This window comes from Streptomyces sp. NPDC090127, assembly GCF_044746945.1.
Lineage (GTDB): Bacteria > Actinomycetota > Actinomycetes > Streptomycetales > Streptomycetaceae > Streptomyces.
Genome location: NZ_JBIVDE010000006.1, coordinates 437955 through 464772 on the forward strand (window position 1 = coordinate 437955; position 26818 = coordinate 464772).

Below are 26818 nucleotides of genomic sequence, written 5' to 3' on the forward strand. Positions count from 1 at the left end.
GTCGCCCGGCCCGTTCCCGGAGCCGGGGGACATGTCAGTCGCCTGCCCGGCGGCCCCGCGCGCTGCGGAAGGCGACGGCCACCGCCGCGACCGCGGCCAGGCCCAGGCCGACCAGGGTGTACGGGGTCCCGAGGCCGTTCTCGCTGGTGGTCTGGGCGACGCCCGGTGCCACGGGCGCCGCCGGGACCGCCGGAGCCGCCAGGGCCGCGCCACCGCCACCGGCCCTGACCGGGGCGTACGGGCTGGGGTGGTGGGTCGGCCGGTGGGTGGGGTGGTGCGTGGGCTCGGGCTTGTGCTTCTCGACCTGGACCACGCCCACATCGCGGTGCTCGCGGCCGTCGCAGGTCACGGTGACCTTGTAGGCACCGCGCTCCAGCCCCGGCTTGATCGTGGTGACGCCGTAGAGGCGGTGGTCGCCTCCGTCGCGGCCGGTGAGCTCGGCGTCGCCGACGAACGCCTTGGACCTGGCGGCGCCGGTCGTGCCCTTGCAGCCCTGCACCCGCACGTCGACGTCCGCGCCGGGCTTGACCGTGGACGGGGTGACGGTGACCTTGACACCCTCCCCGGCGACGGCGGTACCGGCCGTGGGGGCCAGTACCAGAATGGCGGCCGCCCCTGCGGCACGGAGAGCAATGGGACCTGAACGCATCGTGACCTCCTGGTACTGGCAGGGTCACCCGGTTCGGCCGCTTCCGCATCCGCAGGGGTCCGGTCGGGCGTCCTGCGACGCCGCTGACCAGCGCTTCCGCCCGGAGACTAGACCCTGTCGACCAGGTCGGCGATCGAGTCGACGATCTTGGAGGGGCGGAACGGGAAGCGGTCGATCTCGGCCTGGGTGGTGAGCCCGGTGAGCACCAGGAAGGTCTGCATGCCCGCTTCCAGGCCGGCCAGGATGTCGGTGTCCATCCGGTCGCCGATCATGGCGCTGGTCTCGGAGTGGGCGCCGATGGCGTTCAGGCCGGTCCGCATCATCAGCGGGTTCGGCTTGCCCGCGAAGTACGGGGCCTTGCCGGTGGCCTTCGTGATGAGCGCGGCGACGGAGCCGGTGGCCGGCAGCGGTCCCTCCAGGGAGGGGCCGGTCTCGTCGGGGTTGGTGCAGATGAACCGGGCGCCGGCGTTGATGAGCCGGACGGCCTTGGTCATGGCCTCGAAGGAGTACGTCCGGGTCTCGCCGAGGACCACGTAGTCGGGGTCGTGGTCGGTGAGGACGTAGCCGATGTCGTGCAGCGCGGTGGTCAGGCCGGCCTCGCCGATGACGTAGGCGGTGCCGCCGGGGCGCTGGTCGTCGAGGAACTTGGCGGTCGCGAGCGCCGAGGTCCAGATGTTCTCGACCGGCACCTGGAGGCCCATGCGCGCGAGGCGGGCGTGCAGGTCCCGGGCGGTGTAGATCGAGTTGTTGGTGAGGACCAGGAAGGGCCTCTCGCTCTCCCGCAGCTTCTTGATGAACGCGTCGGCGCCGGGGATCGGAACGCCCTCGTGGATGAGGACGCCGTCCATGTCGGTGAGCCAGGATTCGATCGGCTTGCGCTCTGCCATGTGCGGGGACTCCTGCCGTACCAAAATCGTGCGGTGTGCTGGGGGCGCCCCCACAGCGCTGTGGCGACGCCCCCAGCCTAATCAAGAGGCCGTGACCTTGACCCCGTCGATCACCCAGTACCAGTTGTTGGAGCCGGTGTAGCGGAAGCGGAAGCTCACGCTGGAGGACCCGGCCGGGACGTTCACGGTGAGGGACTGGGGCTGGGAGATCACGTCGGAGGTGTAGCTCTTGACGACGGTCGGCGTGCCGCCGTTGAAGACCGCCTGGACCTGGGCGGTCTGGCTGCCCTCCTGACGGTAGAAGGTGGTGAAGTCGAGGGTCGCCCGCGTCTTGCCGGAGACGCTGTACGCCGGGGTGACCAGCGTCGAGTCGTACGTACCGGAGAAGGACTTGTCGGCCCACTCGTCGGAGTCGGCGACGGCGAAGACGCCTCGGGCGCGGACGTTGAGCTCACGGGACTGGTCGCGCTGGCTGCGGGACCAGAACTCGTCGGTCGCGAAGGCCCAGCCGCGCCACTCGGTCATGCCGCCGGTGCCCATGGCGTTGTTGATGACGGACCAGCCGCTGGGCGCGGTGTGGGTGAAGCCGAGCACTCCGGCCGGGATACCGGTCTCGTCGACGCGCCCGCCGAGGGAGGAGTGCAGCGCGTCGAACGGGTCGGTGGAGCGCTGCTGGATCGGCTTGCCGTCCAGGCCCCAGGCGGGGTCGGGAACGATGCCGAGCTGGTGGAAGACGGTCGCGGCGACGTCGACGAGCCGGGTGTCGATGGGCCGGGCGCCGGCGGCGATGCCGGGGCCCTGGGCGAGGACGAAGGTGCGGCGCTCCTCGATGGCGGAGCCGCCGTGGCCGCCGCCGTCGGTGTGGCCGTGGTCGGTGGTGACCATGACCGTCCAGCGCTCGGTGGCGTAGGAGGGGCGGGCCTTGATCGCGGCGAGGAGGCGGCCGAGGTAGGCGTCCTGGACGGCGATGGCGTCGAGGTACTTCTGGCTGGCGGCGCCGTAGGAGTGGCCCATCTCGTCGGTCTCGCCGAAGTAGACGAAGAGGACGTCCGGGTTCTGGTTGCGGAGGATGGACTCGGTGGCGTCCGTGATGATCTTGTCGTTCACGGCGTAGTCGTTGTTGTAGACGAGCTTGGCGTCGGCGCCGGGGGTGACCGTGCCGTGCGTGTCGAGCTCGGGCCAGTCGACGGCGGCGAAGAGCGAGAGGTCGGGGCGGACCTGGTTCAACCGGGCCAGGAATCCGGGGTACTTGCCGTAGTTCTTGCCGGTGAAGGTGTTGTCCTTCACGCCGTGCTTGTCGGGCCACACACCCGTGGAGATGGTCGACCAGCCGGGGCCGGAGGAGGTGGCGGCCATCGGGTTGGCGTAGAGCAGGGACAGGCCGTACGTGCCGCCCGCCATCAGGGACTTCAGCGTCGGCGCGTCGGCGGCGTCAATCCGGTCGTACCGCAGCCCGTCCATGCCGACGACGAGCACCTTGTCCTTGCTGGTGCCGTTCGGGAGCGTGGGGGCGGCGGTGGCGGCGGCGTGGGCGGCCGGCGCGGTGACGACGGCGCCGGCCGCCGCGGCGGCGGCGGTGGCGCCCGCGGCGGCGAGCACGGTGCGGCGGGACATGCCGGTGGATATGCCGGAGAGCGGCATCTCGGATCCTCCGTAGAAGGGGGTGACGACACGCCAACGCCCCCGATTCCTCGGGGGCGTTGGTCCGTACCCGTTATCTTTCCGCGATCTACGGAGGCTGACCAGAGCCGTACGGTGAACTCTTGGCGGCCGGTGGTTGGCGGCCGGTGATCAGCTTCCGGTGGCCGTCTTCCACGCGTCGACGTACGTGGTCAGGTTCGTGTCGATGTCGACCCAGTCCGGCTCGAAGACCTCGACGCCCTCGATCAGCTTCGCCAGCTCGATGGCGTTGGCGTCGGTCGCCTTGACGTCCTTACGGGCCGGGAAGCCGCCGCCGACCGCGCTGACCTCGCGCTGCGCCTGCTCGGCGAGCATGAAGTCGAGCAGCTTCTTGCCGTTCTCGGTGTGCGGGGCCTTGTTCACCAGGCCGGCGGCGTACGGCAGGGCGAACGTGGTGGGCTTGCCGCCCTCCTTGGCCGGGAACCAGATGCCGAGGTTCGGCATGGACTTGGACTGCGCGAAGTTCATCTGGACGTCGCCGTTGGCGACGAGGATCTCGCCCTTGTCGACCTTGGGGGCGAGCTTGGAGGTGGAGGAGGACGGGCCGACGTTGTTGGCCTGGAGCTTCTTCAGGTACTCCATCGCCGGCTCCTTGCCGCCGAAGTCGTTCATCGCCTTGATGACGACGGCCGTGCCGTCACCCGCGACACCGGGGGTGGAGTACTGGAGCTTGTTCTCGAACTTCCCGTCGAGGAGTTCCTCCCAGGTCGTGGGGGCCTCCTTCAGCTGCTGCTTGTTGTAGATGAAGCCGAAGTAGTTGTTGACGACCGAGGTCCACTTGCCGTCGGCGGCCTTGTTCCCGCCGTCGACCTGCTCCGAGCCCTTCGGGGCGTAGGCCTGGAGGAGCCCCTTGGAGTCGGCCTGCTGGATGAAGGGCGGCAGGGTCACGATGACGTCGGCCTGGGTGTTGTTCTTCTCGCGGACGGCGCGCTGCACCATCTCGCCCGAACCGCCCTCGACGTACTTGACCTTGATGCCGGTCTCCTTCTCGAAGTCGGCGAAGACCTTGTCGTACCAGCCGTCGCCCTTCTCCCCCTTGAGACCGTCGGCGCTGTAGACGGTGACGATCTTCTCGTCGGAGGCGGCGGAGGAGCCACCGCAGGCGGTGAGGCCGGCGGCGAGGGCGAGGCTGCCGGTGACGGCGGCGATCGGCTTGACGAGCTTGGACGGGGTACGCATGACGTCGTTCTCTCCTGGAGGCTTAGCGGTAGGACGCTTTGGTACGGATACGGGAGACCGCGAGCAGGACGATCAGGGTCGTGGCCATCAGGACCACGGCGAGCGCCGAGCCGGTGAAGAGGGAGCCACGGTCGGTGGCCGTGAAGATCAGCACCGGCAGGGGCATCCAGTCCGGCGGGTAGAGCATCATCGTGGCGCTCAACTCACCCATGGACAGGGCGAAGCAGAGCCCGGCGGCCGCGTTCAGGGACGGCAGCAGGAGCGGCAGCTTCACCGTGAGCAGGACGTACGCGGGGCGGGCACCGAGGCTCGCCGCCGCCTGCTCGTACATCGGGTCGAGACGGAGGATGGCCGCCGAAACCGACTGGTAGGCGAACGCCGTGACAAGAATGGTGTGCGCCAGGATCACGATCCAGCGCGTTCCGTTCAGCAGCACCGGCGGCTGCGAGAAGGCGACCAGGACGGCGAGGCCGACGACGACCGAGGGCACGGCGACCGGCAGCATGAACAGCGCGTCGAGCAGCCGACGGCCGTTCTTCCGCAGCGAGTGGGCGACCAGCGCCGCCCAGGTGCCGAGGGTCAGCGCGAGCGCGCTCGCCGTGACGGCGGTGACCAGACTGGTGGTCAGCGCCTGGAGCGACTCGCCGCGCACGGCGGACGCGTAGTGCTCCCCCGTCGGCCCGGAGGGGAAGGCCCCGGACCAGTGGGTCGAGAACGAGGCGGCGAGGATCACCAGGAGCGGGAGGGCGAAGAGCGGGACGAAGAGGACCGCGAAGAGGGCCCAGGTCGACCACCTGCCCGTACGGCTATGCACCAACACGACGGCTCACCACCCGGTAGAGGCCGTAGAGGCCCACGGAGATAGCGACGTTGACGACGGCGACGACACAGGCGGCGGCGTAGTCGGATTCGAGGATGGCCTTGCCGTAGACGAGCATCGGGAGCGTGGTGACGCCCTTGGCGCCGGTGAAGAGGACGATCCCGAACTCGTTCAGGCACATGACCAGGACGAGGCTTCCGCCGGCGGCGAGCGCCGGCAGCGCCTCGGGCAGGATCACCCGCCGGATGATGCGCGGCGGCTTCGCCCCGAGCGAGGAGGCGACCTCCAGCTGTGCGGTCTCCATCTGCGAGAACGCGGCGAGGAGAGGGCGCATCACGAAGGGCGTGAAGTACGTGATCTCGGCGAGGAGGACGCCCCAGGGCGTGGTCAGGAACTGGAAGGGCCCGCTCTCGGCGCCCGTGAGGTCCGTCCACAGTCCGTTGCCGATGCCGACGGTGCCGTAGAGGAAGAGCAGGGCGAGCGTGATCAGGAAGGACGGGAAGGAGAGGAAGACGTCGATGAACTTCGCCACCGCCTTCCCGCCCGGGAACGGCACGAACGCGATGATCAGCGCGAGCGCGAACCCGAGGACCAGACAGCCGACGGTGGACCCGACGGCCAGCCACACGGTGGTGACCAGCGCCTCCCGGAAGGCCTCGGACCCGAAGACGTCGGCGTACGCGCCGGGGGCGAGGGACTCCTGGACGACGAGGGCCAGGGGGTAGAGGAAGACGAGCGCGAGGACGGCGACGGGCGGAAGGGCCCAGACCCAGGTGGGGACGGTACGGGAGGCCTTCGGAGGGCGCGCGTCCACCGGGGCGGGCCGGGCCGGCGGCACGACGCCCCGGTCCCGCTCGGCCGTCAGGACCGGTGTGCCGGTGCTAGCCATCGGACACCCCGGCCCCCAGCAGCACCCCGTCCTCGGGCGCGAAGTGCAGGGTGACCTCGTCCCCGAGCACCGGCGTCTCCCGCAGCTCACGGACGTCCGCCGTGACGCGATGGCCCCGCACGTCGACGTACAGCCGGTGCGTCGACCCCCGCCACTGCACCTCCGAGATCCGCCCCCGCAGCGCATTCGGCCCCTCCCCCAGACCCATGAGGTGCGGCCGTACGCACAGGGTGGCGGCGGCCCCCGGGGCGACGCCGTCGGTGGCGACCCGCAGGGCGGCGCCGCCGAAGGCGACCCCGTCCGCCGTGACGGTCACCGGCAGCAGGTTCGCGTTGCCGACGAAGGACGCCGTGAACTCCGTACGGGGACGGCGGTACAGCTCCTGCGGCGTGCCGCAGTCCTGGAGCCGGGCCCTGTCCATGACCGCGATCCGGTCGGCGAGGGTCAGCGCCTCGACCTGGTCATGGGTGACGTACAGGATGGAGACGTCCGGCAACTCGCGGTGCAGACGGGCCAGTTCCGCGAGCATCCCGGAGCGCAGCTGGGCGTCGAGCGCGGACAGCGGCTCGTCGAGGAGCAGGACGTTCGGGCGGATGGCCAGCGCGCGGGCGATCGCGACGCGCTGCTGCTGCCCGCCGGACAGCTCGCGCGGGTGGCGCTTGGCGTAGGCCGCCATCCCGGTCATCTCCAGGGCCTCGGCGACCCGGGCGGGGATCTCGCTCTTCGGCGCCTTCTGCGCCTTCAGGCCGAAGGCCACGTTGTCCTCGACCCGCATGTGCGGGAAGAGGGCGTACTGCTGGACGACCATCCCGATACCGCGCCTGTGCGGCGGCAGGGCGGTGACGTCACGGCCGCCGATGAACACCCGCCCGGAGACCGGCTGCACGAACCCGGCGACGGCGCGCAGGGCGGTGGTCTTGCCGGAGCCGGAGGGCCCGAGGAGCGCCATGACCTCGCCGGGCTCGACGGTCAGGTCGAGGGAGTCGAGGACGGTGGTGCCGCCGTAGGCGACGGAGACGGAGTCGAACCGGATGCCGCTGCGGGTGGCCTTCACGAGGTGCGGCGAGGCGGCGGGGACGGGTGGGGTGGCTGCGGGGGCGGGGGCGGCCGCGGTGGCCGCGGTGGCCGCGGTGGCCGCGTCCGCCGGGGTGGCTGCGGTGGCCGCGTCCGCCGGGGTGGCCGAGTCCGCCGGGGTGGCCGCGGTGGCCGCGTCCGCCGGGGTGGCCGCCTCGTTCGTCGTGACGGCGGCGTCGGGGGCCGTCACCGGTGGGCCTCCGCCCGGGCTATGGCCGCCGGCAGGTCGGCGACCGAGCCGAGGACGTGGGTGGCTCCGTGCTCCTTGAGCGCCGCCTCGTCGTGCGCGCCCGTGAGCACGCCCGCGACGATCCCGGCGCCCGAACGGACGCCGCTGAGCATGTCGTACGAGGTGTCGCCCGCGACCGCGACGTGCCGGACGTCGTCGACGGCTCCGGTACGGAGGAAGGCGCCGAGGACCATGTCGGGGAAGGGGCGGCCCCGGCCGCCCGCGTCCGCCGGGCACAGGGTCAGCTCGACCAGGTCCTGCCAGCCGAGCGCGTCCAGGATGGCGTCCTGCGTGACGCGGGCGAAGCCGGTGGTCAGGACGACCGTCCGGCCCTGGTCCTTCAGCTCGGTGATGGCCTCGGCCGCGCCGGGGACCGGCGCGATCAGACCGCCGGCAACCAGCTCGCCGTACGCCTGCTCGAAGGCGACGTTGGCCTGCTGGGCGCGGGTCTCGTCACCGCCGAAGAGGTGGCGGAAGACGGAGATCTTGGACTCGCCCATCGTGGCGCGGACGTAGTCGATCATCGTGGCCGGGTCCTCGCCGAGGCGCTCGGCGGCGGCGCCGAACGCGCGCTCGACGAGACCGCCGTCGGCGACGGTCGTGCCGGCCATGTCGAGGACGACGAGGTTCGTCAGGTTCATCAGGTTCTTCGTGGTCATCAGGATCACCAGCCCAGTTCGTCAGCGGTCGTTTCGGCGATGGCGGGCGAGCAGGTCATGCCGCGGCCGCCGGGTCCGGTCACCAGCCAGACGCCTTCGCGGACCTTCTGGCGGTGCACGACCCGGGTGGTGTCGGTGCACTGCGCGTACACGCCCGCCCAGCGGCGCCGGATCTTCGGCAGCGGGCGGCCGAGGAAGGACTCCACGACGCGGACCAGGTGCTCGTAGGGGTCTTCGTGGGTGTCGAAAGCGAAGGGGTGCTCGTACTCGTGCGTGTCGCCGATGGTCAGTCCGCCGTCGAGCCGCTGCACCATCAGGAGCTGCATCTTGTGCGCGGCGGCCGTCGGGTCCTGCGCCTGGCCCGCGTTGAGGGCGTCCAGGGCGTCGGAGGCGTACGCCGGGTAGTAGCGGAAGGAGTCGGCGTCGGCGACGGAGGTGGTCAGCGGCTCGCCGAGCGGGTCGGTCTGCATCATCTGGAGGCGGACCCTGCGGACCGGGATGTCGCCGGCGATCTCGCGGACCAGTCCGCTGAGCGCGGCGCCGGTGGCGAGGACGACGGCGTCGCCGGTGTGCACCTCGCCGCGGTCGTCGCGGACGGCGGCGTCGCGCATGCCTTCGGCGCCGGAGACGTCCCGGACCTCGCGGTTCGGCAGGAAGGTGTACTTCCCGGAGGCCAGCAGGGCCTTGCGCAGCGCGAGTTGGGCGGTGCGCGGCTCGACGGCCGCGTCGCGCTCGCAGAACAGCGCGGCCTGGGCCACACCCTTCTCGAACGCGCCGCGCAGGGCCGGATTGACCTGCAGGGCCTCGTCGGCGGTGAGCAGCTTGTAGCCGCGGGCGGCCGCGTCGGGCCGGGCCAGGGCGGCCTCGGCGACGGCCAGCTCCAGATCGCCTCGCACGGGGGTGAGCGAGCCGATGGCCCGGAAGCCGAGCTCGGGGACGCGGGCGCCGATGCCCTCCCAGAGCTCGCGGGCGCGCAGCGCGGTGTCCAGCTCCTCCCCGCCCGCGCGGCCGCTCACCCATATCTGGCCGAAGTTGCGGAGCGAGGCTCCGCGCGCCTCGGCCTCGCGCTCGATGTGTACGACCTCGTGGCCGCGTTCCACTGCGTGCCAGGCGTGCATGGTTCCCACCACGCCGGCTCCTACGACGATCACCTTCATGCCGTCCACGGTCCTGGGGGCGAGTGGCCCGGAACGATCCGGAGGGCAACGGGACGGTGAACGGGGTGACAAGGTTGGCCTAGACCCGTTATCTTCTCGTTATCAATGGCCGCTCTCCCGAAAGTCGTGGCCAAGGCCGAAGGCCGAAGGCTGAGGGTCGGTGGTCGGTGGTCGGCGGTCGGTGGTCGGTGGTCGGCGGTCGGTGGTCGGCCGTGGGTCAGCCCTGGTGCCCCAGGTGCGCGGTGAAGCTGAAGCGGTCGCCCCGGTAGAGGGTGCGGACGCGCTCCAGCGGGCTGCCGGACGTGTCCCGGGAGACGCGGTGGATGAGCAGCATCGGCAGGGCGGGCGGGGTGCCGATCAGCAGGGCCTCGCGGGGAGTGGCGAGCACGGTCTCGATCCGCTCGTCGGCGTCGCCGAAGGCGATGCCGAGCTGCTCGCGGAGGTAGCGGTAGAAGGAGGAGTCCGGGTCGAACTCGGCGTCCAGGCGCGGGACTCGGGCCACGGCGACGTACGTGCTCTCCAGACCGACCCGCTCGTCGTCGGCGAGCAGCACGCGCTCCATGTGCCAGACGGGCTCGCCCCGTCGGACCCCGATCTCGGGCGCGAGAGCGTCGGGGCAGGGGAAACGGTCGAGGGAGATGAGAGAACGGCCGGGCCGGCGCCCCTGACGCCGTACGCCCTCGGTGTAGGAGGCGAGCGAGAGCGGCTGCTCCAGCTTCGGCCCGGCGACCACGGTCCCGCGCCCCTGGCGGCGCAGCCGCCCTTCGAGCAGGAGCTCGCGCAGGGCCTGGCGGACGGTCTCCCGGGAGACCTCGTAACGGACGGCGAGGTCACGCTCGGTGGGCAGGAGCCCGCCCTCACCCAACTCGTCTATCAGCGAGGCGACTTTCGCCTTCACCGCGTAGTACTTGGGGATGCGTCCGTGCTCGGGGATGCCGGAGCGGATGGGTGCGCCAGGTGCCTGGTCGTTCGGGTAGTCCACCGGGGGATGCTCGCAGATGGGAATGAACAGGTGGGTGTACGGAGAGTGACGCGGGGTGCGGGGCGGGCCGCTGCACGAGGTGGTGAGGGGTCAGGTCCGCCCGTGATCGGGACCGTCGGCGGGGCGCCGGCGGCGGGCGGCGAGGAAGAGACCGGCCCCCGTGAGCACCAGCGCCCCGGCGGCCGGGGCGAGGACGACGGCCGACTCGGGCCCGGTCTGGGCGAGTTCGGGCCGTACGGGGAGGGGCGGGCGGCCCGGAGGGCGCGGCGCGGGGCTGGTGTCGCCGGGCGGGGGGGCGGTCTCGCCCGGCGTGGCCTCACTCGGGGTGGATTCACCCGGGGTGGATTCGCCCGGGGTGGGTTCCGCCGGGGTGGATTCCGGCTCCTCCGGCACGGCGCCTTCGGGGGTGATGGCCAGACGGTATGCGCCGGACTCGCCCACCCAGTCCCCGTCGTCCCCGTGACGCTGAACGATCGCCGCGTTGGCGACGACCTCGTTGGGAGCGGCGCCCTCGCGGAAGGCGAGCCGGACGGGGACGGTGACGGTACGGCCGGCGGGGACGACGAAGCCGGCGAACTCCCGGTCGACCACCTCGCCCGGCAGGCCCGGGAGTTCGGAGAGGCCGGAGAGACCGGAGGCGTCGGGGAGGCCGGAGGCTTCGGAGAGACCGGAGGCGTCGGAGAAGACGCCCACGCTCTCGTCCTCCTCCGTCGCCTCGAAGGTCACGGGGCGCCAGCGGCGGGCCCCGGCGTCGTAGAAGTCCATCCGGATCTGGCCGGGTTGAAGGACACGGTCCCGGTCGACGAGGGCGAGAACGGGGTGGATGCCCTGGCAGGACTCGGCGGTGGTGTTGGTGAGGTCGACCTCGAAGGTACGGAATCGGTCACCGGGGACGTACGTGCGGGGCCCGCCGTGGATCCGGGTGGCGATGGGGAAGTCGGGTTCCGTCGCCTCGCCGCAGGTGGGGTCCTGGGAGGGCCGGCCGGGCGCGGCCTTCTCGTCGGCGGGGACGTTCCCGTCCGCAGGGGCCTTCTCGTCCGCGCGGACGGTCCCGTCCGCGCCGGGGGCGCCCGGCTCGGTGTCCGCGCGGGCGCCGAGGTCGGCTCCGGGGGCTGGGCCGGGGGCCGGTTCCGCCGAGGACGGGCCGACGGCGAGTGCGAGGACGGTGGTTCCGGTCGTCGCGGCCGTGACACCGAGGGCGAGGGCGTGACGCAGTCGCATGGGCGGGTGCCTTTGCTGCTCGCGGGCGTACGGGACGGCCGCGACGCTGCCACAGGGACGGCACCCGTCCGGGCAACGACGCGGGGCGCGCCCCCGGACAGCCCGAGCATTCCGCCCGATCAGCCTATTTTCCGAAGAGTGGCGCGAGGATCAGCTGCGCCGCGCCCTCCGCGACGGCGTACGGAGACATGACACCGGAGACCGGCGTGCCGAGGCCCGCCCCCGCGAGGACCGCGCCGACGCCCCCCACGAACGCCTCCGGGTCGGCGGTCACCACCCGGCCGCCGAGCACGACCCGGTCGATGTCCAGGAGCCGTACGAGATTCACGGCGCCCGTACCGAGGACGCGCGCCGCCTCGGGCACGTCGCCGCGCGCGACGGCCGCCAGGCACAGGACCTCCAGACAACCGCGCCCGCCGCACCCGCAGGGCGGCCCGTCGAGCAGCACGGTCTGGTGCCCGAACTCCCCCGCCCCGGTCCTGGCCCCCCGGTGGAGCACGCCGTCGAGGACGAGGCCGGAGCCGAGCCCCGTACCGAGGTGCAGGTAGGCGAACGAGTCGGCGGTGGGTGCCGTGGCATGGAGGGCGAGCCCGAGGGCGGCGGCGTTGGTGTCCTTGTCGAGGGCGACGGGCAGCCCGAGCCGCCGCGCGAGCTCCTCGCGGAGCGGGACGCCCTCCCACTCGGGGAAGCCGGTCACGCGCCCGGGCGTACCGGAGAGATGATCGAGCGGCCCGGGCATGGCCACACCGACGCCGAGAACGGCGGGGGTGACCACTCCCCCCACCTCGCCCCCCGCCTCGCCGGAGCCCTCGCCCGCACGGTCCTCACCCTCCCCCGCACGGTCCTCTCCCCCCACCGCACGCGAGACCGCGCCCCCCACCGCCTCCACAGCGCGCGCCACCGCCGCGTACACGGCCGGGGCCTCCGCGCCCAGGTCGAGCGGGGTGCGCCGTACCGCGACCCGTACCCCCGCCAGGTCCACCAGGACGGCCGTCAGTTCGTCGCGGTCCAGGTGTACGCCCACCGCGTACGCGGCCGAGGGGACCAGGCGCAGGACCGTACGCGGCTTGCCGCCGGTCGAGGCGCGGTGACCGGCCTCCCGGGCCAGGCCCTCCGCCCGCAGCCGTGCCGTGATCTTGCTGACCGCCTGCGGGGTGAGCCCGGTCCGTTCGGCCAGCTCCAGGCGGCTGATCCCGGCCGCGCCCGCCGTCCGCAGCAGGTCGAGGACGAGCGCCGCGTTGTGGCTGCGCAACGCCGGCAGATTGACCCCCGACTCCGTCCTGGAAGTCCTGACACTCCTGTTCACCACCCCATTCTCCTCCTCGCTTGCACTTTGGCAACAGCGTTGCTTAAGTGGATCCATGACTGGGTTCATGACTGGCACCGACACCGCCCCCCTCCGCGTCGGACTCGTCGGCTACGGCCTCGCGGGCTCCGTCTTCCACGCCCCGCTGATCGCCGCGACCGACGGCCTCGTCCTCGACACGGTCACGACCGGCAACCCGGAGCGCCAGGCGCTGGCGCGCGCCGCGCACCCCGGCGTGCGGATCGCGGAGACGCACGAGGAGCTGTGGGCGCGGGCGGACGAGCTCGATCTGATCGTCGTCGCCTCCCCCAACAAGACGCACGTACCGATCGCCACCGCCGCGCTCACCGCCGGCCTCCCGGCCGTCGTGGACAAGCCGGTGGCCGGGACGGCCGCCGAGGCGCGTGAGCTCGCCGCCCTCGCCGAGGAGCGGGGCCTGCTGCTCTCCGTCTTCCAGAACCGCCGCTGGGACAACGACTTCCTGACCCTCCGCCGCCTGATCGCCGACGGCGCGCTCGGCGAGGTCCAGCGCTTCGAGTCCCGGTTCGAGCGCTGGCGCCCGCAGCTCAAGGGCGGCTGGCGCGAGTCCGGCGCCCCGGAGGAGATCGGCGGCCTGCTCTACGACCTCGGCAGCCACGTCGTCGACCAGGCGCTGGTGCTCTTCGGTCCCGCCGTCCAGGTGTACGCCGAGTCCGACGTCCGCCGCCCCGGCGCCGAGGCGGACGACGACACGTTCCTCGCGATCACGCACGCGAACGGGGTCCGCTCCCACCTGTACGTGAGCGCCACCACGGCCCAGCTCGGCCCCCGCTTCCGTGTCCTGGGCTCCAGCTCCGGGTACGTGAAGTACGGCCTCGACCCCCAGGAGGGCGAGCTGCGCGAGGGGCTCCTCCCCCGGCCCGGCGTGGCGTGGGGCGTGGAGCCGGAGTCGCAGTGGGGCCGGCTCGGCGCCGGCGAGTCCCCGCTGACCGGCGGCGGCATCCCGGTCCCGACGCTGCCGGGCGACTACCCGGCGTTCTACGCGGCCGTCGCGGCGGCCGTCCGCGGCACCGGTACGAACCCGGTCACCGCGCACGAGGCCGCGGCCGCCCTGGACGTACTGGAGTCGGCGCGCCGCTCCGCCCGCGAGGGAATCACGGTGACGCTGTGAGCGAGATCCCCGAACTGGAGGCCCAGGAGCGGAACCTGGTCCTGCCCCGCTTCACGTACGAGGACGCCTGGACGCTGGGCTCGCTCCTGGTCGAGCTGGCGCGCGAGCGCCGTGCGCCGGTCGCGATCGACATCCGGCGCGGTGCGCAGCAGCTGTTCCACTGCGCGCTGCCGGGTTCGAGCGCGGACAACGACGCGTGGATCGACCGCAAGCGCCGGGTCGTCGAGCGGTACGGCGAGAGCTCGTTCCTGGTGGGTGCCCGGTTCCGGGCCAAGGGGAGGACGTTCGAGGAGTCCTCGCGCCTGGACCCCGACCGGTACGCCGCGCACGGCGGTTCGTTCCCGGTCGCGGTCGAGGGGGCGGGGGTGATCGGCTCGGTGACGGTGTCGGGGCTGCCGCAGGCCGAGGACCACGCGATGGTCGTCGAGGCGCTGGAGCGGTTGCTCGGTTCGTACACCGCGGACGACTGACGAGGACGCCACCGCCGAGGGCAGTACGGCGGTGACACCCTCGGTCACGGTCAGGTCAGTCGGCAGTCACCACCCGACATCCGGCATCCGGCATCCGGCACACCCGGCACCGAGCACCGAGCACCGAGCACCGAGCGACTCAGCCACTCGGTGCTCGGTCACTCGGTGCTCGGTCACTCAGCCACTCGGCGCCTGCGCTGAGCGACGACCTCGATCGGTGGTCAGGCGTCCTTGAGCTGCTGGCGCTGCCGTCCGAGCCCGTCGATCTCCAGCTCCACGACATCACCGGCGCGCAGGTACGGCTTCGGCTCGGGCTGCCCCATCGCGACGCCGGCCGGGGTGCCGGTGTTGATGATGTCGCCCGGGTACAGGGTCATGAACTGGCTCACGTAACGGACGACCTCCGCGACCGGGAAGATCTGGTCGGAGGTGTTGCCGTCCTGCTTTAGCTCGCCGTTGACCCAGAGGCGGAGGCCGAGCGCCTGCGGGTCCGGGACCTCGTCGGCGGTGACCAGCCACGGGCCGAGCGGGTTGAAGGTCTCGCAGTTCTTGCCCTTGTCCCAGGTGCCGCCGCGCTCGATCTGGAACTCGCGCTCGGAGACGTCGTGCGCGACGGCGTAGCCGGCGACGTGGGCGAGGGCCTGCTCGTCGGTCTCCAGGTAGCGGGCGGTGCGGCCGATGACGATGGCGAGCTCGACCTCCCAGTCCGTCTTGGTCGAGCGGCGCGGTACGAGGACGGTGTCGTCCGGGCCGACGACGGTGTCGGGGGCCTTGAGGAAGACGACGGGCTCGGCCGGGGTGGCCGCTCCGGTCTCGGCGGCGTGGCCGTGGTAGTTCAGCCCGATGCACACGACCTTGCCGATGCGGCCGACCGGCGCGCCGATCCGCAGCCCGGTCGCGTCGAGCGCGGGCAGCACGCCGGCGGCGAGGGCGGCCCGTATCCGGTCGAGGGCGGACTCGTCGGCCAGCAGGCCGCCGTCGACGTCGCCGACCAGGGCGGACAGGTCGCGGAGCGTGCCCTCCTCGTCGAGCAGGGCGGGACGCTCGGCACCCGCCGGACCGACTCGCAGCAGCTTCATGGTCTTCTCCCTGTGGTCGAGGTGGGCCCCGGGGAGTGGGCCCTGGTGTACCCCGGCCGATGGAGTGCGGCCATCGGAGGCGAATGAGGGTTGGTCGATCCTCCAAGAGTTTCGACCAGTCGGCAAGACCCTGTTCACGGACTGGACCGGTAGAGGGCGGCGCGCTCGAAGACGGTCCAGGTGGTGCTGGTGACGATGTAGAGGGCGGCGGCGAGGGGGACGACGGCGACGCTGATGAGGGTGGCGAAGGAGAAGAACGGCATCAGCTTGTTGATGGTCCCGGCGCCGGGCGTCGCGGGCATGCCGGTGTCCAGGGGCTGGGCGGCGAGCTGCGCCTTCGTACGCCGGAAGTTGAAGGTGGCGACGGCGGCGACGATGACGAAGAGGACGAGGTAGACCTGCCCGGCCGGCCCGAAGGCGCCGCCGTGGGTGAGGGCGTCGGCCCAGTGATCGCCGAGCGGGGCGGCGAAGAGGCTGTGTCCGGCCATGCGGTCGCCGGAGAACAGGTGGTACATGAGGAGGAACGCGGGCGCCTGGAGGAGGCTCGGCAGGCAGCCGGCGAAGGGCGAGACCTTCTCCTTGGCGTGCAGCTCCATGACCGCCTGCTTGAGCCGCTCGGGCTGCTTGGCGTGGCGGGTGCGCAGCTCGGCGAGTTGCGGGGCGAGGCGGGTACGGGCCTGCTGGCCGCGGGCGGCGGCGCGCGAGAGGGGGTGCACGGCGAGCCGGACGACCATCGTGAAGAGGACGATGGCGGCGGCGGTCGCGGCGGTGGCGAAGAACGGCTGGAGCAGCTCGGCGAGCTGCTCGACCAGGGTGGCGAAAACGGACATGGGGACCCTCCGAGGGTCTCGTCGTGCCGGAAGGGGAACGTCGGCATGACGGATCCACGCAGGACCTGTGGCGGGGTGTACCTACGCGGCCGTCGGAAGGAGACGGCCGGGTGCCCGGGGCCTACGGCGCCCGGAGGCGTCGGGGTCGCGTTGGGGCAGGAAGGCGGTGCGTTGCTGGCGGTCGCGCAGGGCGGTGCGTACCCGGGTGGGGGGTACGGGCGCGGGCGCGGGGGCGCCGATCAGGGCGCAGACGACGCTGGTCGCGGCGAGGGCGACGGCGGCGGAGAGGCTGGAGCTGTCGGAGAGGAGCAGGTCACCGAGGGCGAGGAGGAAGAAGACGGGGGCGGCGAGGCGCAGGACGAGATTCCCGATCACGCGGCTCCCCCTCCCTCTGCTGCTGCTGCCGCCGAATGACGACATCCACACGTGTTGTACACGCTTGTTATACACGCTTGGCCCAGACGATGAGCCGATAGGTGGAGCTGAACTCGGGGGTGCAGGTGGTGAGGGTCAGATAGGCGCCGGGCTGGGAGTAGCCGTAGGAGGGTTTGACGAGGGAGCGCGGGACGGGCTGGATCACGCCGGTGTCGCGGGGCGAGGTCTGGGCGAGGACGCGGTCGACGACGTACTCGTACGACGCGTCCCTGGTCTGCACCCGGATGCGGTCGCCCTTGGTGAGCCGGTTGATGTGACGGAAGGGCTCGCCGTGGGTGTTGCGGTGACCGGCGAGGGCGAAGTTGCCGGTCTGGCCGGGCCCGCCGGTGTTCGGGTAGTGGCCGACGTACCCGCGGTCGAGGACGGAGCGCTTGCCGACGCCACGGGCGATGGGGGCGGTGAGGCCGATGCGGGGGATGCGGATGATGGCGTACGCGAGCGAGCTCCCGCCGGCGTGCCCACCGGTGGACGGCCCTGCCGCAGCGGGACCTGTGGGGCGGGAGGCAGGCCCTTCGGACGCGGTCGGCGAGGTCGGGACGAGCGACGGGGAGGGGGGCGGGGACGAGGACGCAGGATCGACGACCTGGTCCGGTGATCCCTCCCACTCCCGTTCGAGGACGCGCACCTGCTCGCCGGCCTGGGCGCGGGCCTGCTGGTTGGTCCACCAGAGCTGGTGGACGACGAGCAGCAGCAGAACGACTCCGCAGGTGACGACGGCCTCGGCGGCGCCCCACAGCAGGCGGGCGGGCGTGCTCCGCACCCCGCGCGTCTGGACGACGACCGGCACTCCGCCCCGCACCCTGTCCCGCACCCTGTCCCGCACGCGGGGCACGATAGGTGCTGGGGGGCCAACTCTCCAGGGGTGTACAGCAGTACGGTGGTCGACATGCGCCCCGACATGCCTGCCGACCACGCCACCGAAGCCGAGCGCCTGCTGCGCACCGCCGCGCGGTACCCGGAGGACCAGGAAGCCCTGCTGCTCCAGGCGGCGGCGCACCTGGAACTGGCGGGCGACCGCGAACGGGCGACGACGCTCTACGACCAGCTGCTCTCGTCCTCGAACTCGCCCCTGATCAGGTCGCTGAAGGCGGCGAACCTGTGGGAGTACGGCCACGAGGCGGAGGCGCGGGCGATCATCGAGGGCCTGCGGACGACGACGGCGCCCGAGGCCGCGCCGTGGGAGATCATCGCGGAGACGCTGGCGGCGCACGACGAGCTGACGCTGGCGGAGACGGTGGCGACGGAGGCGGCGACGCACCTGGCGCCGGAGGCGGCGGGGCAGGACCTCCCCCACGCCGCGCAGTCCCTCCTGGTGACCCGCCACAGGATCCGCCGGATGCTGGCGCTCCCGCACGACGACTGGGACACCCTGGCGGACAGCCTGCACAGGGCGGAGGTCCCGCTGGACGAGCTCCACGACCCGAAGCGCCTGTGGTCCCTGGGCTCCTCGGACCCGGCGGAGCTCCAGGCGGAGATCGACCGCCTCCGCAGCGAACTGGGCTCCTACCGCACGGCCCTCTCCCGCCCCTTCCCGGTGGCGGTCCTGCACTGGCCGGAGCCGGAACTGGACGAGCTCCTGACGTCGTACCCGGAGCTGGAGTCGGAATACCCGACGTACCGGGCCCACCTCACGGACATCGAGGCCTCCCTCCGCGAACTGGCGGCAGCCGGCACCCCCAACCTGGGCATCGTCCCGGCCACGGTCCCCTCCTACGAAGCCTTCGCCGCCTCAGAATCCACCACCCCGACCAACGCCGACCTCCTCCCCCAATACGCCACCACCCTGGCAGCCCGAGGCCGAGCAACCGCCTGGCCCCCGGCCCGGGGGGCGGCGTGCTGGTGCGGGTCGGGGAGGACTTACGGGGAGTGCCACGGGGCGGAGTGACACCGGCCCGGGCTCACCGGATTTCGACCGCCCATTCCCGCCAATGTCACGGTTCACCCTGCGTTGACAGTGCCGCCTGGTATCACTGGGGTGGTCTGCACGGGGAGGGGAAACTGTGGCGCGTCGAGACATAGGCGATCAGCCGATTTCGGGGCTGTACGAGCAGCTCATCACGCTGCGACTCGAGAACCATCTCAAGGGGCTCGAGTCCGAGGGGTGGCACGCTATCGATGGCACAGTGAGTCCGTCATCGGCCCCTCACGTCATCGCACGTCACGTGGCCGAGACCACGCGTCACATCTTGGAGCGGTTGCCAGAGACAGAGCGCGTGCATGCGGCGAACCACATCCTCGAGTCGATGAGCACGATCGAAGGCGCGCGTGAGTGGGTGGACCTCGTCGCCGAGGGGCCGCGGCAACTCCTCGCCATTGCCGAGCAAGAGGCGAAGGGCGTCTACACCATTCGCCCCGCTACCCCCCTTTCCGAGACGGCGTTGATCACCAACTCGCCTGAGGACCCGAGTCTCGGTTTCGAACTGCGTGCAGAGCTCGCGACAGCCGACCGAGTGGACCTCCTGTGCGCCTTCGTGAAGTGGCACGGGCTGCGCGTCATCGAGCAGTCGCTTGAGGCAGCGCATGCGCGTGGCGTACCGATACGCGTCCTCACCACGACGTACATCGGCGCTACCGAGCGCCGCGCTTTGGACCGCCTCGTGCAGAGATTCGACGCAGAGGTCAAGGTCAACTACGAACTGCGCTCCACCCGCCTCCATGCCAAGGCGTGGCTCTTCCGGCGGAAGAGCGGCTACGACACTGCGTACGTCGGCAGTTCCAACCTGTCCAAGGCAGCGCTCCTCGACGGCTTGGAGTGGAACGTCCGACTCTCGTCCGTTGCGACCCCCGATGTCATTCGTAAGTTTGAAGCAACGTTCGACTCCTACTGGAACGACTCCTCCTTCGAGCCCTACGACCCGGCTCGGGACTCCACTCGCCTCGACGAAGCCCTCCACCTGGCCGGCCGCGGCACCAGTAGCGTTCCTGGCCGCCACATCACGCTCTCTGGTCTGGAAGTACGTCCTTACCCCCACCAGCGGGACATGTTGGAGCGACTTCAAGTCGAACGGGAAGTCCACGACCGCCATCGCAACCTCCTCGTAGCCGCGACGGGCACGGGGAAGACCGTCATGGCCGCCCTTGACTTCAAGCATCTGCGGCAGAAGCACGGGAGAGAGCTGCGCCTCCTGTTCGTAGCGCACCGTCAGGAGATCCTGCGCCAGTCCCTGCGCACCTACCAGGACGTCCTTGTCGATGCCAACTTCGGCGAGGAGTTCCACAGCAGTCTGGCGCCATCGGAGTGGAAGCACGTCTTCGCCAGTGTCCAGTCACTGGGAGAGCGGGCCCTGGCCGACCTTCCGCCCGACCACTTCGACGTCATCGTGATCGATGAGTTCCACCACGGTGTTTCGCCCACCTACCGACGGATCGTCGAGCACTTCTCTCCCCTTGAGCTGCTCGGCCTCACGGCCACGCCCGAGCGGATGGACGGCCACAACATCCAGGACGAGTTCTTCAACGGTCGTATTGCTGCGGAAATGCGACTGTGGGAGGCGCTGGAGAACGACCTACTGAGCCCCTTCCACTACTTCGGTGTCACGGACAACACCGATATGAGCGCCGTCGCCTGGAAACGAGGGGCCTACGAACCCTCTGCCCTCAGCGACCTCTTCACCGGCCACGACGCCCGCGCGCGCCTCGTGGTCCAGGCCGTTAAGGACAAGGTCACGGACCCGGGCTCAATGCGCGCCCTGGGCTTCTGCGTCTCGGTTGACCACGCGCGCTTCATGGCGGACTTCTTTCGCCGCGCCGGCCTCAACGCAGTCGCCCTCTCAGGCGAGACTCCGCGAGCGGAGCGCAAGGGAGCACTCGATGCGCTGCGCTCCGGTCAGCTCCAGGTGATCTTCTCCGTCGACCTCTTCAACGAGGGCCTGGACATCCCCGACGTCGACACCCTGCTCCTGCTTCGCCCCACGTCGAGTGCGACCGTCTTCCTTCAGCAGTTGGGGCGGGGGTTGCGCCGCAGTGAAGGCAAGGCCGTCCTCACCGTCCTCGACTTCATCGGCCAGCACCGCAAGGAGTTCCGCTTCGAGGAGCAGTTCCGGGCTCTCACCAACCTGACCCGCAACCGTCTGCTCGCGAACATCGAGCATGACTTCCCACAGCTTCCTTCTGGCTGCCAGATCGTCCTTGAGTCGAAGGCCAAGGAGCTGATCCTCGAGAACATTCGCAGCCAGATCGGGATCAACGTCACCCAACTCGCTCGCGAGGTCCGTCAGTACGGCGAGCTCCAGCTCGCCACCTATCTCCACGAGAGTGGGCGGGAGCTGAAGGAGATCTATCGAGGCAACGGAAATTCCTGGACAGGGCTTCTGCGTCGAGCCAAGCTGCTGCCCGAGACGGCGCCTGAGGGCGAGTCGGCGCTCCTGAAGCGCGTCTCCGCGTTCCTCCACGTCGACGACCCCCAGCGGGTCGCGATCTACACGAGGCTCCTTCAGGACGATGCGCCCACCTACGAGGAGCTCAACGAACGGGACCGTTCATACGCGCGCATGTTCTACTTCTCGGTCTGGCCGTTGGGGGGCTTCTCCAGCTACCAAGAAGCGTTGGACTCACTGAAGCCGCAGCAGGCCTTCCGCGCGGAGATCCGCCAGGTGCTGGCCCACGTCCTGGACCGCGCGGACCACGTTCCGATCCCCCTTCTCGGTCCGCTTGCAGGTCTCCCGCTCACTGTCCATGCCTCATACAGCCGAGAAGAGATCCTGCCTGCCCTGGGCCAGTCTTTCATCGGCGGATTCATGCCGGGCCACTTCCGTGAAGGCGTCAAGTGGTGCGAGAGCATCCAGACGGACGCGCTCCTGATCACCTTGGAGAAGGACGAGAAGGACTTCTCTCCGCAGACCCGCTACCGGGACTACGCCCTGAACGACACCCTTTTCCACTGGGAGTCCCAGAACCAGACCTCGGAAACCTCCCCCACGGGCGTCCGCTACCAAACCCACAAGGGCCTCGGCAGCCACGTCCTCCTCTTCGCCCGCCGCTACAAGAAGACAGACATTGGCGGCCCCCAACCCTGGATGCTGCTCGGCCCCGCGCAGTACGCGGGCCACGAAGGAAGCAAGCCCATGGGCGTCACGTGGAAGCTCAGCCACCAGATGCCGGCTGACGTGTGGACCTACTCGACGCTCACAGCCGGATAGGCGGGAGGCAGCGAGCCCGTCGTATCGGTGTTTAAGGCGACAGGGCTCGCTGCCCACGGTCTACTCAGCGGTGATGCCGTCGACGACTTGGGTGATCTCCTTGACCACCCCGGAGCCCGCCTCGATCGCGGTCTGCAGCTGGGTGGCGCCAGCCGTCAGCACCACAGATGCGGCCACGAGATTCAGGAAAGCTCGCTTCCACCTGCCGCCGGACTGGGCATCGACACCTGTCAGCATCGTCGATGCCTGAGTGAGGGATCCCACCACCACGTTGGCCTCACGCGAGACCCGCGCGACACCGAAAAGCTCGGCATGCTCGATGAGCCAGAGCAAGTGGGTGATCTGGGCGACGATCTCGTTCCTGACAGACGATCCCAGCTCGGAGTCCGGCATTTCGGCCAGGATCTCGAGCCACGAGCGACAGCTTTCGGCGAGTTCCTCAAGGTTGGACCCACTCGGCGCCGCACTCGATCCACGCATCGCGGTCTCCAGCAGGTCTGCCGCCGAAGCCAGATGGTCGAGCGTCTCCTGCGCGACCAGCACCCGAGCGGGCCGCCCGATGTCGGACCACCCCAGGTCCGGCTGCACCACAGCCGTCCACCACTGTGGGAAGTAACGGGAATACCTGACCCTCTGCGCCTCGGGCAGGGCAAGGATCTGCTGAATCGTCTCGGAGAGAAGCCCCGCCACCTCGGCGTGCCGTCGAGCGAACTCGTCAGACCCCCACTCCGCTTCGAGCACCACAGCCCATCCATCGCGAAAATTCGGCGCACCGGAGCCCCATACCCGCGACAGGATCTCGTACAAGCCGTGCGGGCTTGTACTGGAAGCCATATCCCCAACCCCCATCACACAACTCAATGCCAGTAACCAGTGAAGTTATCAGACCATGCAGAGGAAGATCGTCCGGCACGCATCTATGGACGTTCTTCACAGAGTGGACAGAACTGCAATTATCCACCATTCCACGCGAAGCGATCGGTCCTTAATAGTGGAATCCGAGGCATTACCCGCGGGTCCACTGGCCGGGCGGTATTCTCGTGGAAAACTCGGGGAGGATAGCCCATGGCCATCATCAAGCACGCCGCCCGCCAGACCCTTGGGCAACTCATAGGGGCCAACAACCCCCCGGTCGAGGTGCCGGATGACAGCCAGCGCCAGTACGCGTGGGGGAAGCGCGAGGTAGACACGTACTGGGCGGATATCCAGAAGTTCATGCGCGCAAGGCGGACGGGCACCAAGGCCTCTTCGGAGTACTTCATCGGCCCTATCGTCACCATCACCGATGACAAGATAACGAGCCGATCCCTCCTGGACGGCCAGCAGCGGCTCACCACCTCGACCATCCTGATTGCCGCTATCAGAGACACGCTCGGCTCCATGGTCTCCACAGAGGCTCGAGTGATGGCAAACAACATCCAGCGAGACTACATAGCACGCAAGGATGGTCGACACTCTCAGCCGCAGTATTTCTTGACCCTTTCCCTCTTCGACCGTGATTTCTTCAAGGATTTCATCCAGGACTGGAACGAGACCACGGGAAAGATCTCTCAGACGGAAATACCGTCTCGGCCATCACACAAGCTGATCCAGGACGCCCATTCTATATTCGAGGGTCACATAGCGTCCTCCTTGAGCTCCATTCCTACCGATGACGAACGCATCGACTGGCTTGAGGAACTCAGGGATTGCCTGGTAAAGGGACTTGTGTTCGTCGAGGTCCAGACACCTACCTCTAGCGATGCCAACGAAGTTTTCGAAACTATTAACTCTCGGGGCAAGGACCTGTCCACCGTCGACCTCGTTCGAAACTTCCTCATGGAGAAGAGTCGTGGCGACGACGAAAAGGCCCGAGTCAACAGCGCGTGGAGCTCGCTCCTCGACGGCTTCGAGCGTCGCGAGGACATAGAGAAGTTCTTGCGCCACTTCTGGGTTGCTGGGCACGGAGACGTGCGTTCGCACAGCCTCTACACCACGATCAGGCGCGAACTGACCCAGCGTTTCGAAACCGACCTTCCGCGCTACGAGGTCCGGACCTTCGCAGCGGAACTACAGAACGCATCCGGCAGGTACATCGAGCTCATCACATCCGGAACAGGTCTCGAACAGCTGGACGCACTTCTCGATGAGATCAAAACCCTGGGAGCAGATGCCGCTTACCCGCTCCTGTTGGCCGTATCAGCCAAGTCCGAGTACAGCGAGGTCGCAAAGATCACGCAAGCCTTGATCAGCTACTACGTACGCTGGACGGTCGTAGGCCGCCGTGAGTCAACCCTCCTTGAGGAGAAGCTGTTTGATCTGGCCAAGCAAGTCAGCTCCGGGACCCCGCTCTCGAGCGCATTCGAACAGATCGTCAGCTGGACCCCCGAAGATACGGCGTTCCAGGCGGACTTCGAGAAGGCTCCTATCCCGAGGAGCACCCAGGCCCGCTACCTGCTCACCGCGATCGAGCAGTTCCTCCGCCAACGCGACGGGGTGGACGACGTGATAGTGGCCGGCACGAACACCGTTCACGTGGAACACATCTATCCGCAGTCACCGGACCCCGCCTACCGCCTCACGGAGCATGCGGCATGGGTGAATCGGCTGGGAAACCAGACCTTGCTGCATGGCAGGAAGAACCGCGTAGCTTCTAACAAGGCGTACCCAGAGAAGGTCGACGCGTACGGCTCGTCTTCCCTCCTCGTCACGCAGGGAACGGGAATCAGTCGTCTCTGGGACGCCGACAAGGATGGCTGGTCCACCAGCGGCATCGCGGAACGGCAGGCAGACCTGGCAAAGCTCGCTCTCGAGGTGTGGCCGATCGGTAGGCGCGACAGGGCCGGCTTCCTGGCTCCCTAGAGGACGGGTAGCCCCGGTTGTCTGCGGGGCGCGAAGTTAGGCTCGTAGGTCGAGACCGTCGTCTGTGAGAAAGGCCCCCGTCATGTCCCGCATCCCCTCCCCCGTCATAGCCGCCGCCGGGCTCGTCGGTGGGTATGCCGTTGCTCGGTGGACCAAGAAGCGGCCGTTGGGAGGGGTCGTGCTCGCCGGCGCCGGGGCCGTTGCCGTGCGGGAGTGGCAGCAGGTGGCCGGAGGGAAGGCCGCTGCCGGGCTCGGGGTCGCGTATGTCGCCGCGTTCGCCGGGTCGCATCCGCTCGCCAGGAAGGTCGGGGCCTGGCCGGCCGTGTTCTCCGTGGCCGGAGCCGTGGCCGCCGCCTCGTGGGCCGTGACTCGCGAGCGAGGCTGACCCATCCGGGGGCCCCGCGTTGAACGGGCCCCGACTCGCCGTCGTACTACTGGGTGCCCTCCCCATGAGCGCTGGGCGGGCGGGGCCCCCTACCCCTCTGCCCGCCCAGCGCGTGCCCGGCCCGGCCGGCCCGACCCAGCCCGGCCCGAAACGAACCGGACGAGGCCGTGTCCCCTGCGGCCTAGTCCGAAACGAACCTGACGAGGCCGTGTCCCCTGCGGCGCGGCGCGGCCCGGCGCGGCGCGGCCCGGCGCGGCGCGGCCCGGCGCGGCGCGTACGGACCGGGCCGGCGACACGCCCCGCCAAGCCCCGTCGGCGACACGCCCCGCTAGGCCCCGCCCCGCCAGCCCCCGTCGGCGACCCGCCCCGCCAAGCCCCGCCGGCCAACCCGCCCCGCCGGCGACCCGCCCCCCTAAGCCCCGCCCCCCACGCCCACCCCCTACGCCCCCGCCGCCCGGCTCACCGTGTAGATGAGCAAGCCTGCCAGTGCGCCCACCACCGTGCCGTTGATGCGGATGAACTGGAGGTCGCGGCCGATGTTCGCCTCGATCTTCTTCGACGTCTGCGTCGCGTCCCAGCCCGCCACCGTGTCGCTGATCAGGGACGTGATCTCGTCCCTGTACGTCGTGACCACGTACGCCGCCGCGTCCTCCGCCCAGCCCTCGACCTTCGCCTGGAGGCGGGCGTCCGTCACCAGGCGGCCGCCCAGGGAGATCAGGGACGCCCGGGCGCGCAGGCGGAGCTGGCTGCGGTCGTCCTCCGCCGCCGCGATGATCATGCCGCGCACCGACGACCACGCCGACGCGATGATGTCCTGGATCTCCGGACGGGCGAGCAGTTCGCCCTTCAGGCGCTCCACCCTCGCCCGCGTCTCCGTGTCGCCCTGGAGGTCCGCCGCGAAGTCCGTCAGGAAGCGGTCGATCGCGCCCCGCGCCGGATGCGCGGGCATGTCCCGCATCTCCGTGACGAAGCGCAGCAGCTCCTTGTAGACCCGCTCGCCGACCTTGCGGTCCACGAAGCGCGGGGTCCAGCCCGGTGCCCCGCCCTGGACCGCGTCCATCACCGAGTCCGCGTGGAAGACCAGCCAGTCGTGCGCCCGCGCGCACACCAGGTCCACCGCGCGGTGGTGCGCGCCGTCCGTGACGATCTTCTCCAGCGTCTTGCCGATCCCCGGCGCGACCTCCGCCGCCTCCGCCCGCCGCGTGATCGCCTCGCCGACCACCGCCTGCACGTCCGAGTCCCGCAGGATCGTCAGGGCGCCGCGCAGCGCCGTGGACAGCTCGCGCGTCACCCGGTCCGCGTGGTCCGGGTCCGACAGCCACGCTCCCAGCCGGCCCGCGATGCCCAGCGCCGCGAGCCGACCCCGTACGACGTCCGCCGACAGGAAGTTCTCGCCGACGAAGGACCCCAGGGTCGCCCCCAGCTGGTCCTTCTTCGTCGGGATGATCGCCGTGTGCGGGATCGGCAGGCCCATCGGGCGCCGGAACAGCGCCGTCACCGCGAACCAGTCCGCCAGCGCGCCCACCATCCCGGCCTCCGCCGCCGCCGCCACATAGCCGGTCCACGGCCCCCACCCCGCGTGCTCGGCCCAGGTCGCCAACCCGTACACGACCGCCACCACGCCCAGCAGGCCCGTGGCCAGCGTCTTCATGCGGCGCACGCCGCGGTGACGCTCGGCGTCCGCCTCCGTGTACGAGAACGCCACCAACGGCGGTCGCCGCGACTCGCTCCTCGTCTCGCCCATCACCCCACCTCCCT

General features: G+C 70.4%; 24 protein-coding genes. 6 read left to right on the forward strand and 18 right to left on the reverse strand.

Annotated elements, in window-relative coordinates; genetic code table 11:
* Window positions 1–34: 34 nt before the first annotated feature.
* The 12 genes from ACIPPS_RS23935 to ACIPPS_RS23990 form a co-directional block, all read right to left on the reverse strand.
* Window positions 35–649 (reverse strand): hypothetical protein, encoded by a 615-nt coding sequence (locus tag ACIPPS_RS23935; RefSeq protein ID WP_401435515.1) that lies wholly within the window; start codon window positions 647–649, stop codon window positions 35–37.
* Window positions 650–756: 107 nt separating this feature from the next.
* Window positions 757–1536 carry an HAD-IIA family hydrolase gene (locus ACIPPS_RS23940; RefSeq protein WP_401435518.1) on the reverse strand — a complete coding sequence of 260 codons (780 nt, stop codon included), beginning with the start codon at window positions 1534–1536 and terminating at the stop codon, window positions 757–759.
* 81 nt (window positions 1537–1617) lie between these two features.
* Complete coding sequence (locus ACIPPS_RS23945) at window positions 1618–3177, reverse strand: alkaline phosphatase family protein (protein ID WP_401435520.1); 1560 nt, start codon at window positions 3175–3177, stop codon at window positions 1618–1620.
* A 150-nt stretch (window positions 3178–3327) separates the two neighbouring features.
* Window positions 3328–4395: a 2-aminoethylphosphonate ABC transporter substrate-binding protein gene (locus ACIPPS_RS23950; RefSeq protein WP_401435522.1), complete on the reverse strand. Its 1068-nt coding sequence runs from the start codon at window positions 4393–4395 to the stop codon at window positions 3328–3330.
* Between the two features lie 22 nt (window positions 4396–4417).
* On the reverse strand, window positions 4418–5215 hold the full coding sequence (locus ACIPPS_RS23955; protein WP_401435524.1) for an ABC transporter permease: 798 nt from the start codon (window positions 5213–5215) through the stop codon (window positions 4418–4420).
* Window positions 5202–6104, reverse strand: a complete 903-nt coding sequence (locus ACIPPS_RS23960) for a 2-aminoethylphosphonate ABC transporter permease subunit (protein WP_401435527.1) — start codon at window positions 6102–6104, stop codon at window positions 5202–5204. Before ACIPPS_RS23960 ends, ACIPPS_RS23955 begins: the two co-directional genes overlap by 14 nt.
* Complete coding sequence (locus tag ACIPPS_RS23965) at window positions 6097–7158, reverse strand: ABC transporter ATP-binding protein (protein ID WP_401435830.1); 1062 nt, start codon at window positions 7156–7158, stop codon at window positions 6097–6099. The genes ACIPPS_RS23960 and ACIPPS_RS23965 overlap by 8 nt, the downstream gene beginning before the upstream one ends.
* A gap of 206 nt (window positions 7159–7364) precedes the next feature.
* Window positions 7365–8066 carry a phosphonatase-like hydrolase gene (locus tag ACIPPS_RS23970; protein WP_401435529.1) on the reverse strand — a complete coding sequence of 234 codons (702 nt, stop codon included), beginning with the start codon at window positions 8064–8066 and terminating at the stop codon, window positions 7365–7367.
* 5 nt (window positions 8067–8071) lie between these two features.
* Window positions 8072–9223, reverse strand: a complete 1152-nt coding sequence (locus ACIPPS_RS23975; protein ID WP_401435532.1) for a TIGR03364 family FAD-dependent oxidoreductase — start codon at window positions 9221–9223, stop codon at window positions 8072–8074.
* Between the two features lie 217 nt (window positions 9224–9440).
* Entirely contained in the window at window positions 9441–10205 is a 765-nt protein-coding gene (locus ACIPPS_RS23980) for a GntR family transcriptional regulator (protein ID WP_401435534.1), read from the reverse strand.
* A 90-nt stretch (window positions 10206–10295) separates the two neighbouring features.
* Window positions 10296–11426, reverse strand: coding sequence for an LPXTG cell wall anchor domain-containing protein (locus tag ACIPPS_RS23985; protein WP_401435537.1), 1131 nt, complete (start codon window positions 11424–11426; stop codon window positions 10296–10298).
* A 124-nt stretch (window positions 11427–11550) separates the two neighbouring features.
* Window positions 11551–12801, reverse strand: coding sequence for an ROK family protein (locus tag ACIPPS_RS23990; protein ID WP_401435539.1), 1251 nt, complete (start codon window positions 12799–12801; stop codon window positions 11551–11553).
* Here ACIPPS_RS23990 and ACIPPS_RS23995 point away from each other — a divergent pair.
* Both ACIPPS_RS23995 and ACIPPS_RS24000 read left to right on the forward strand, forming a co-directional pair.
* A complete protein-coding gene (locus ACIPPS_RS23995; RefSeq protein WP_401435542.1) occupies window positions 12800–13882 on the forward strand; it encodes a Gfo/Idh/MocA family oxidoreductase in 1083 nt (360 codons plus the stop codon). The genes ACIPPS_RS23990 and ACIPPS_RS23995 overlap by 2 nt on opposite strands.
* Entirely contained in the window at window positions 13879–14352 is a 474-nt protein-coding gene (locus ACIPPS_RS24000) for a heme-degrading domain-containing protein (RefSeq protein WP_401435545.1), read from the forward strand. The genes ACIPPS_RS23995 and ACIPPS_RS24000 overlap by 4 nt, the downstream gene beginning before the upstream one ends.
* A gap of 221 nt (window positions 14353–14573) precedes the next feature.
* On the opposite strand, the gene ACIPPS_RS24005 is transcribed toward ACIPPS_RS24000, so the two are convergent.
* The 4 genes from ACIPPS_RS24005 to ACIPPS_RS24020 all read right to left on the reverse strand — a co-directional run bounded on the left by ACIPPS_RS24005 (window position 14574) and on the right by ACIPPS_RS24020 (window position 17519).
* Window positions 14574–15431, reverse strand: a complete 858-nt coding sequence (locus tag ACIPPS_RS24005) for a fumarylacetoacetate hydrolase family protein (RefSeq protein ID WP_401435548.1) — start codon at window positions 15429–15431, stop codon at window positions 14574–14576.
* 134 nt (window positions 15432–15565) lie between these two features.
* Window positions 15566–16261 carry a YidC/Oxa1 family membrane protein insertase gene (locus ACIPPS_RS24010; protein ID WP_401435551.1) on the reverse strand — a complete coding sequence of 232 codons (696 nt, stop codon included), beginning with the start codon at window positions 16259–16261 and terminating at the stop codon, window positions 15566–15568.
* Between the two features lie 81 nt (window positions 16262–16342).
* Window positions 16343–16681 (reverse strand): DUF6412 domain-containing protein, encoded by a 339-nt coding sequence (locus ACIPPS_RS24015; RefSeq protein ID WP_401435553.1) that lies wholly within the window; start codon window positions 16679–16681, stop codon window positions 16343–16345.
* Window positions 16682–16703: 22 nt separating this feature from the next.
* A complete protein-coding gene (locus ACIPPS_RS24020) occupies window positions 16704–17519 on the reverse strand; it encodes a class E sortase (RefSeq protein WP_401435555.1) in 816 nt (271 codons plus the stop codon).
* A gap of 63 nt (window positions 17520–17582) precedes the next feature.
* Between ACIPPS_RS24020 and ACIPPS_RS24025 the strand changes: the two genes are divergently transcribed.
* Together ACIPPS_RS24025 and ACIPPS_RS24030 are read left to right on the forward strand one after the other, a co-directional pair.
* Window positions 17583–18581 carry an SEC-C domain-containing protein gene (locus ACIPPS_RS24025; RefSeq protein ID WP_401435832.1) on the forward strand — a complete coding sequence of 333 codons (999 nt, stop codon included), beginning with the start codon at window positions 17583–17585 and terminating at the stop codon, window positions 18579–18581.
* A gap of 115 nt (window positions 18582–18696) precedes the next feature.
* Entirely contained in the window at window positions 18697–21834 is a 3138-nt protein-coding gene (locus tag ACIPPS_RS24030; RefSeq protein ID WP_401435557.1) for a DUF3427 domain-containing protein, read from the forward strand.
* Between the two features lie 60 nt (window positions 21835–21894).
* Here the strand turns inward: ACIPPS_RS24030 and ACIPPS_RS24035 are convergent, their stop codons facing one another.
* Window positions 21895–22641 carry a hypothetical protein gene (locus tag ACIPPS_RS24035; RefSeq protein WP_401435560.1) on the reverse strand — a complete coding sequence of 249 codons (747 nt, stop codon included), beginning with the start codon at window positions 22639–22641 and terminating at the stop codon, window positions 21895–21897.
* Between the two features lie 258 nt (window positions 22642–22899).
* Here ACIPPS_RS24035 and ACIPPS_RS24040 point away from each other — a divergent pair, with 258 nt between their 5' ends.
* Both ACIPPS_RS24040 and ACIPPS_RS24045 read left to right on the forward strand, forming a co-directional pair.
* Entirely contained in the window at window positions 22900–24675 is a 1776-nt protein-coding gene (locus ACIPPS_RS24040; RefSeq protein ID WP_401435563.1) for a DUF262 domain-containing protein, read from the forward strand.
* Between the two features lie 82 nt (window positions 24676–24757).
* On the forward strand, window positions 24758–25060 hold the full coding sequence (locus ACIPPS_RS24045; protein WP_401435566.1) for a hypothetical protein: 303 nt from the start codon (window positions 24758–24760) through the stop codon (window positions 25058–25060).
* Window positions 25061–25499: 439 nt separating this feature from the next.
* Here the strand turns inward: ACIPPS_RS24045 and ACIPPS_RS24050 are convergent, their stop codons facing one another.
* Window positions 25500–26804, reverse strand: coding sequence for a DUF445 domain-containing protein (locus ACIPPS_RS24050; protein WP_401435569.1), 1305 nt, complete (start codon window positions 26802–26804; stop codon window positions 25500–25502).
* Window positions 26805–26818: the final 14 nt, after the last annotated feature.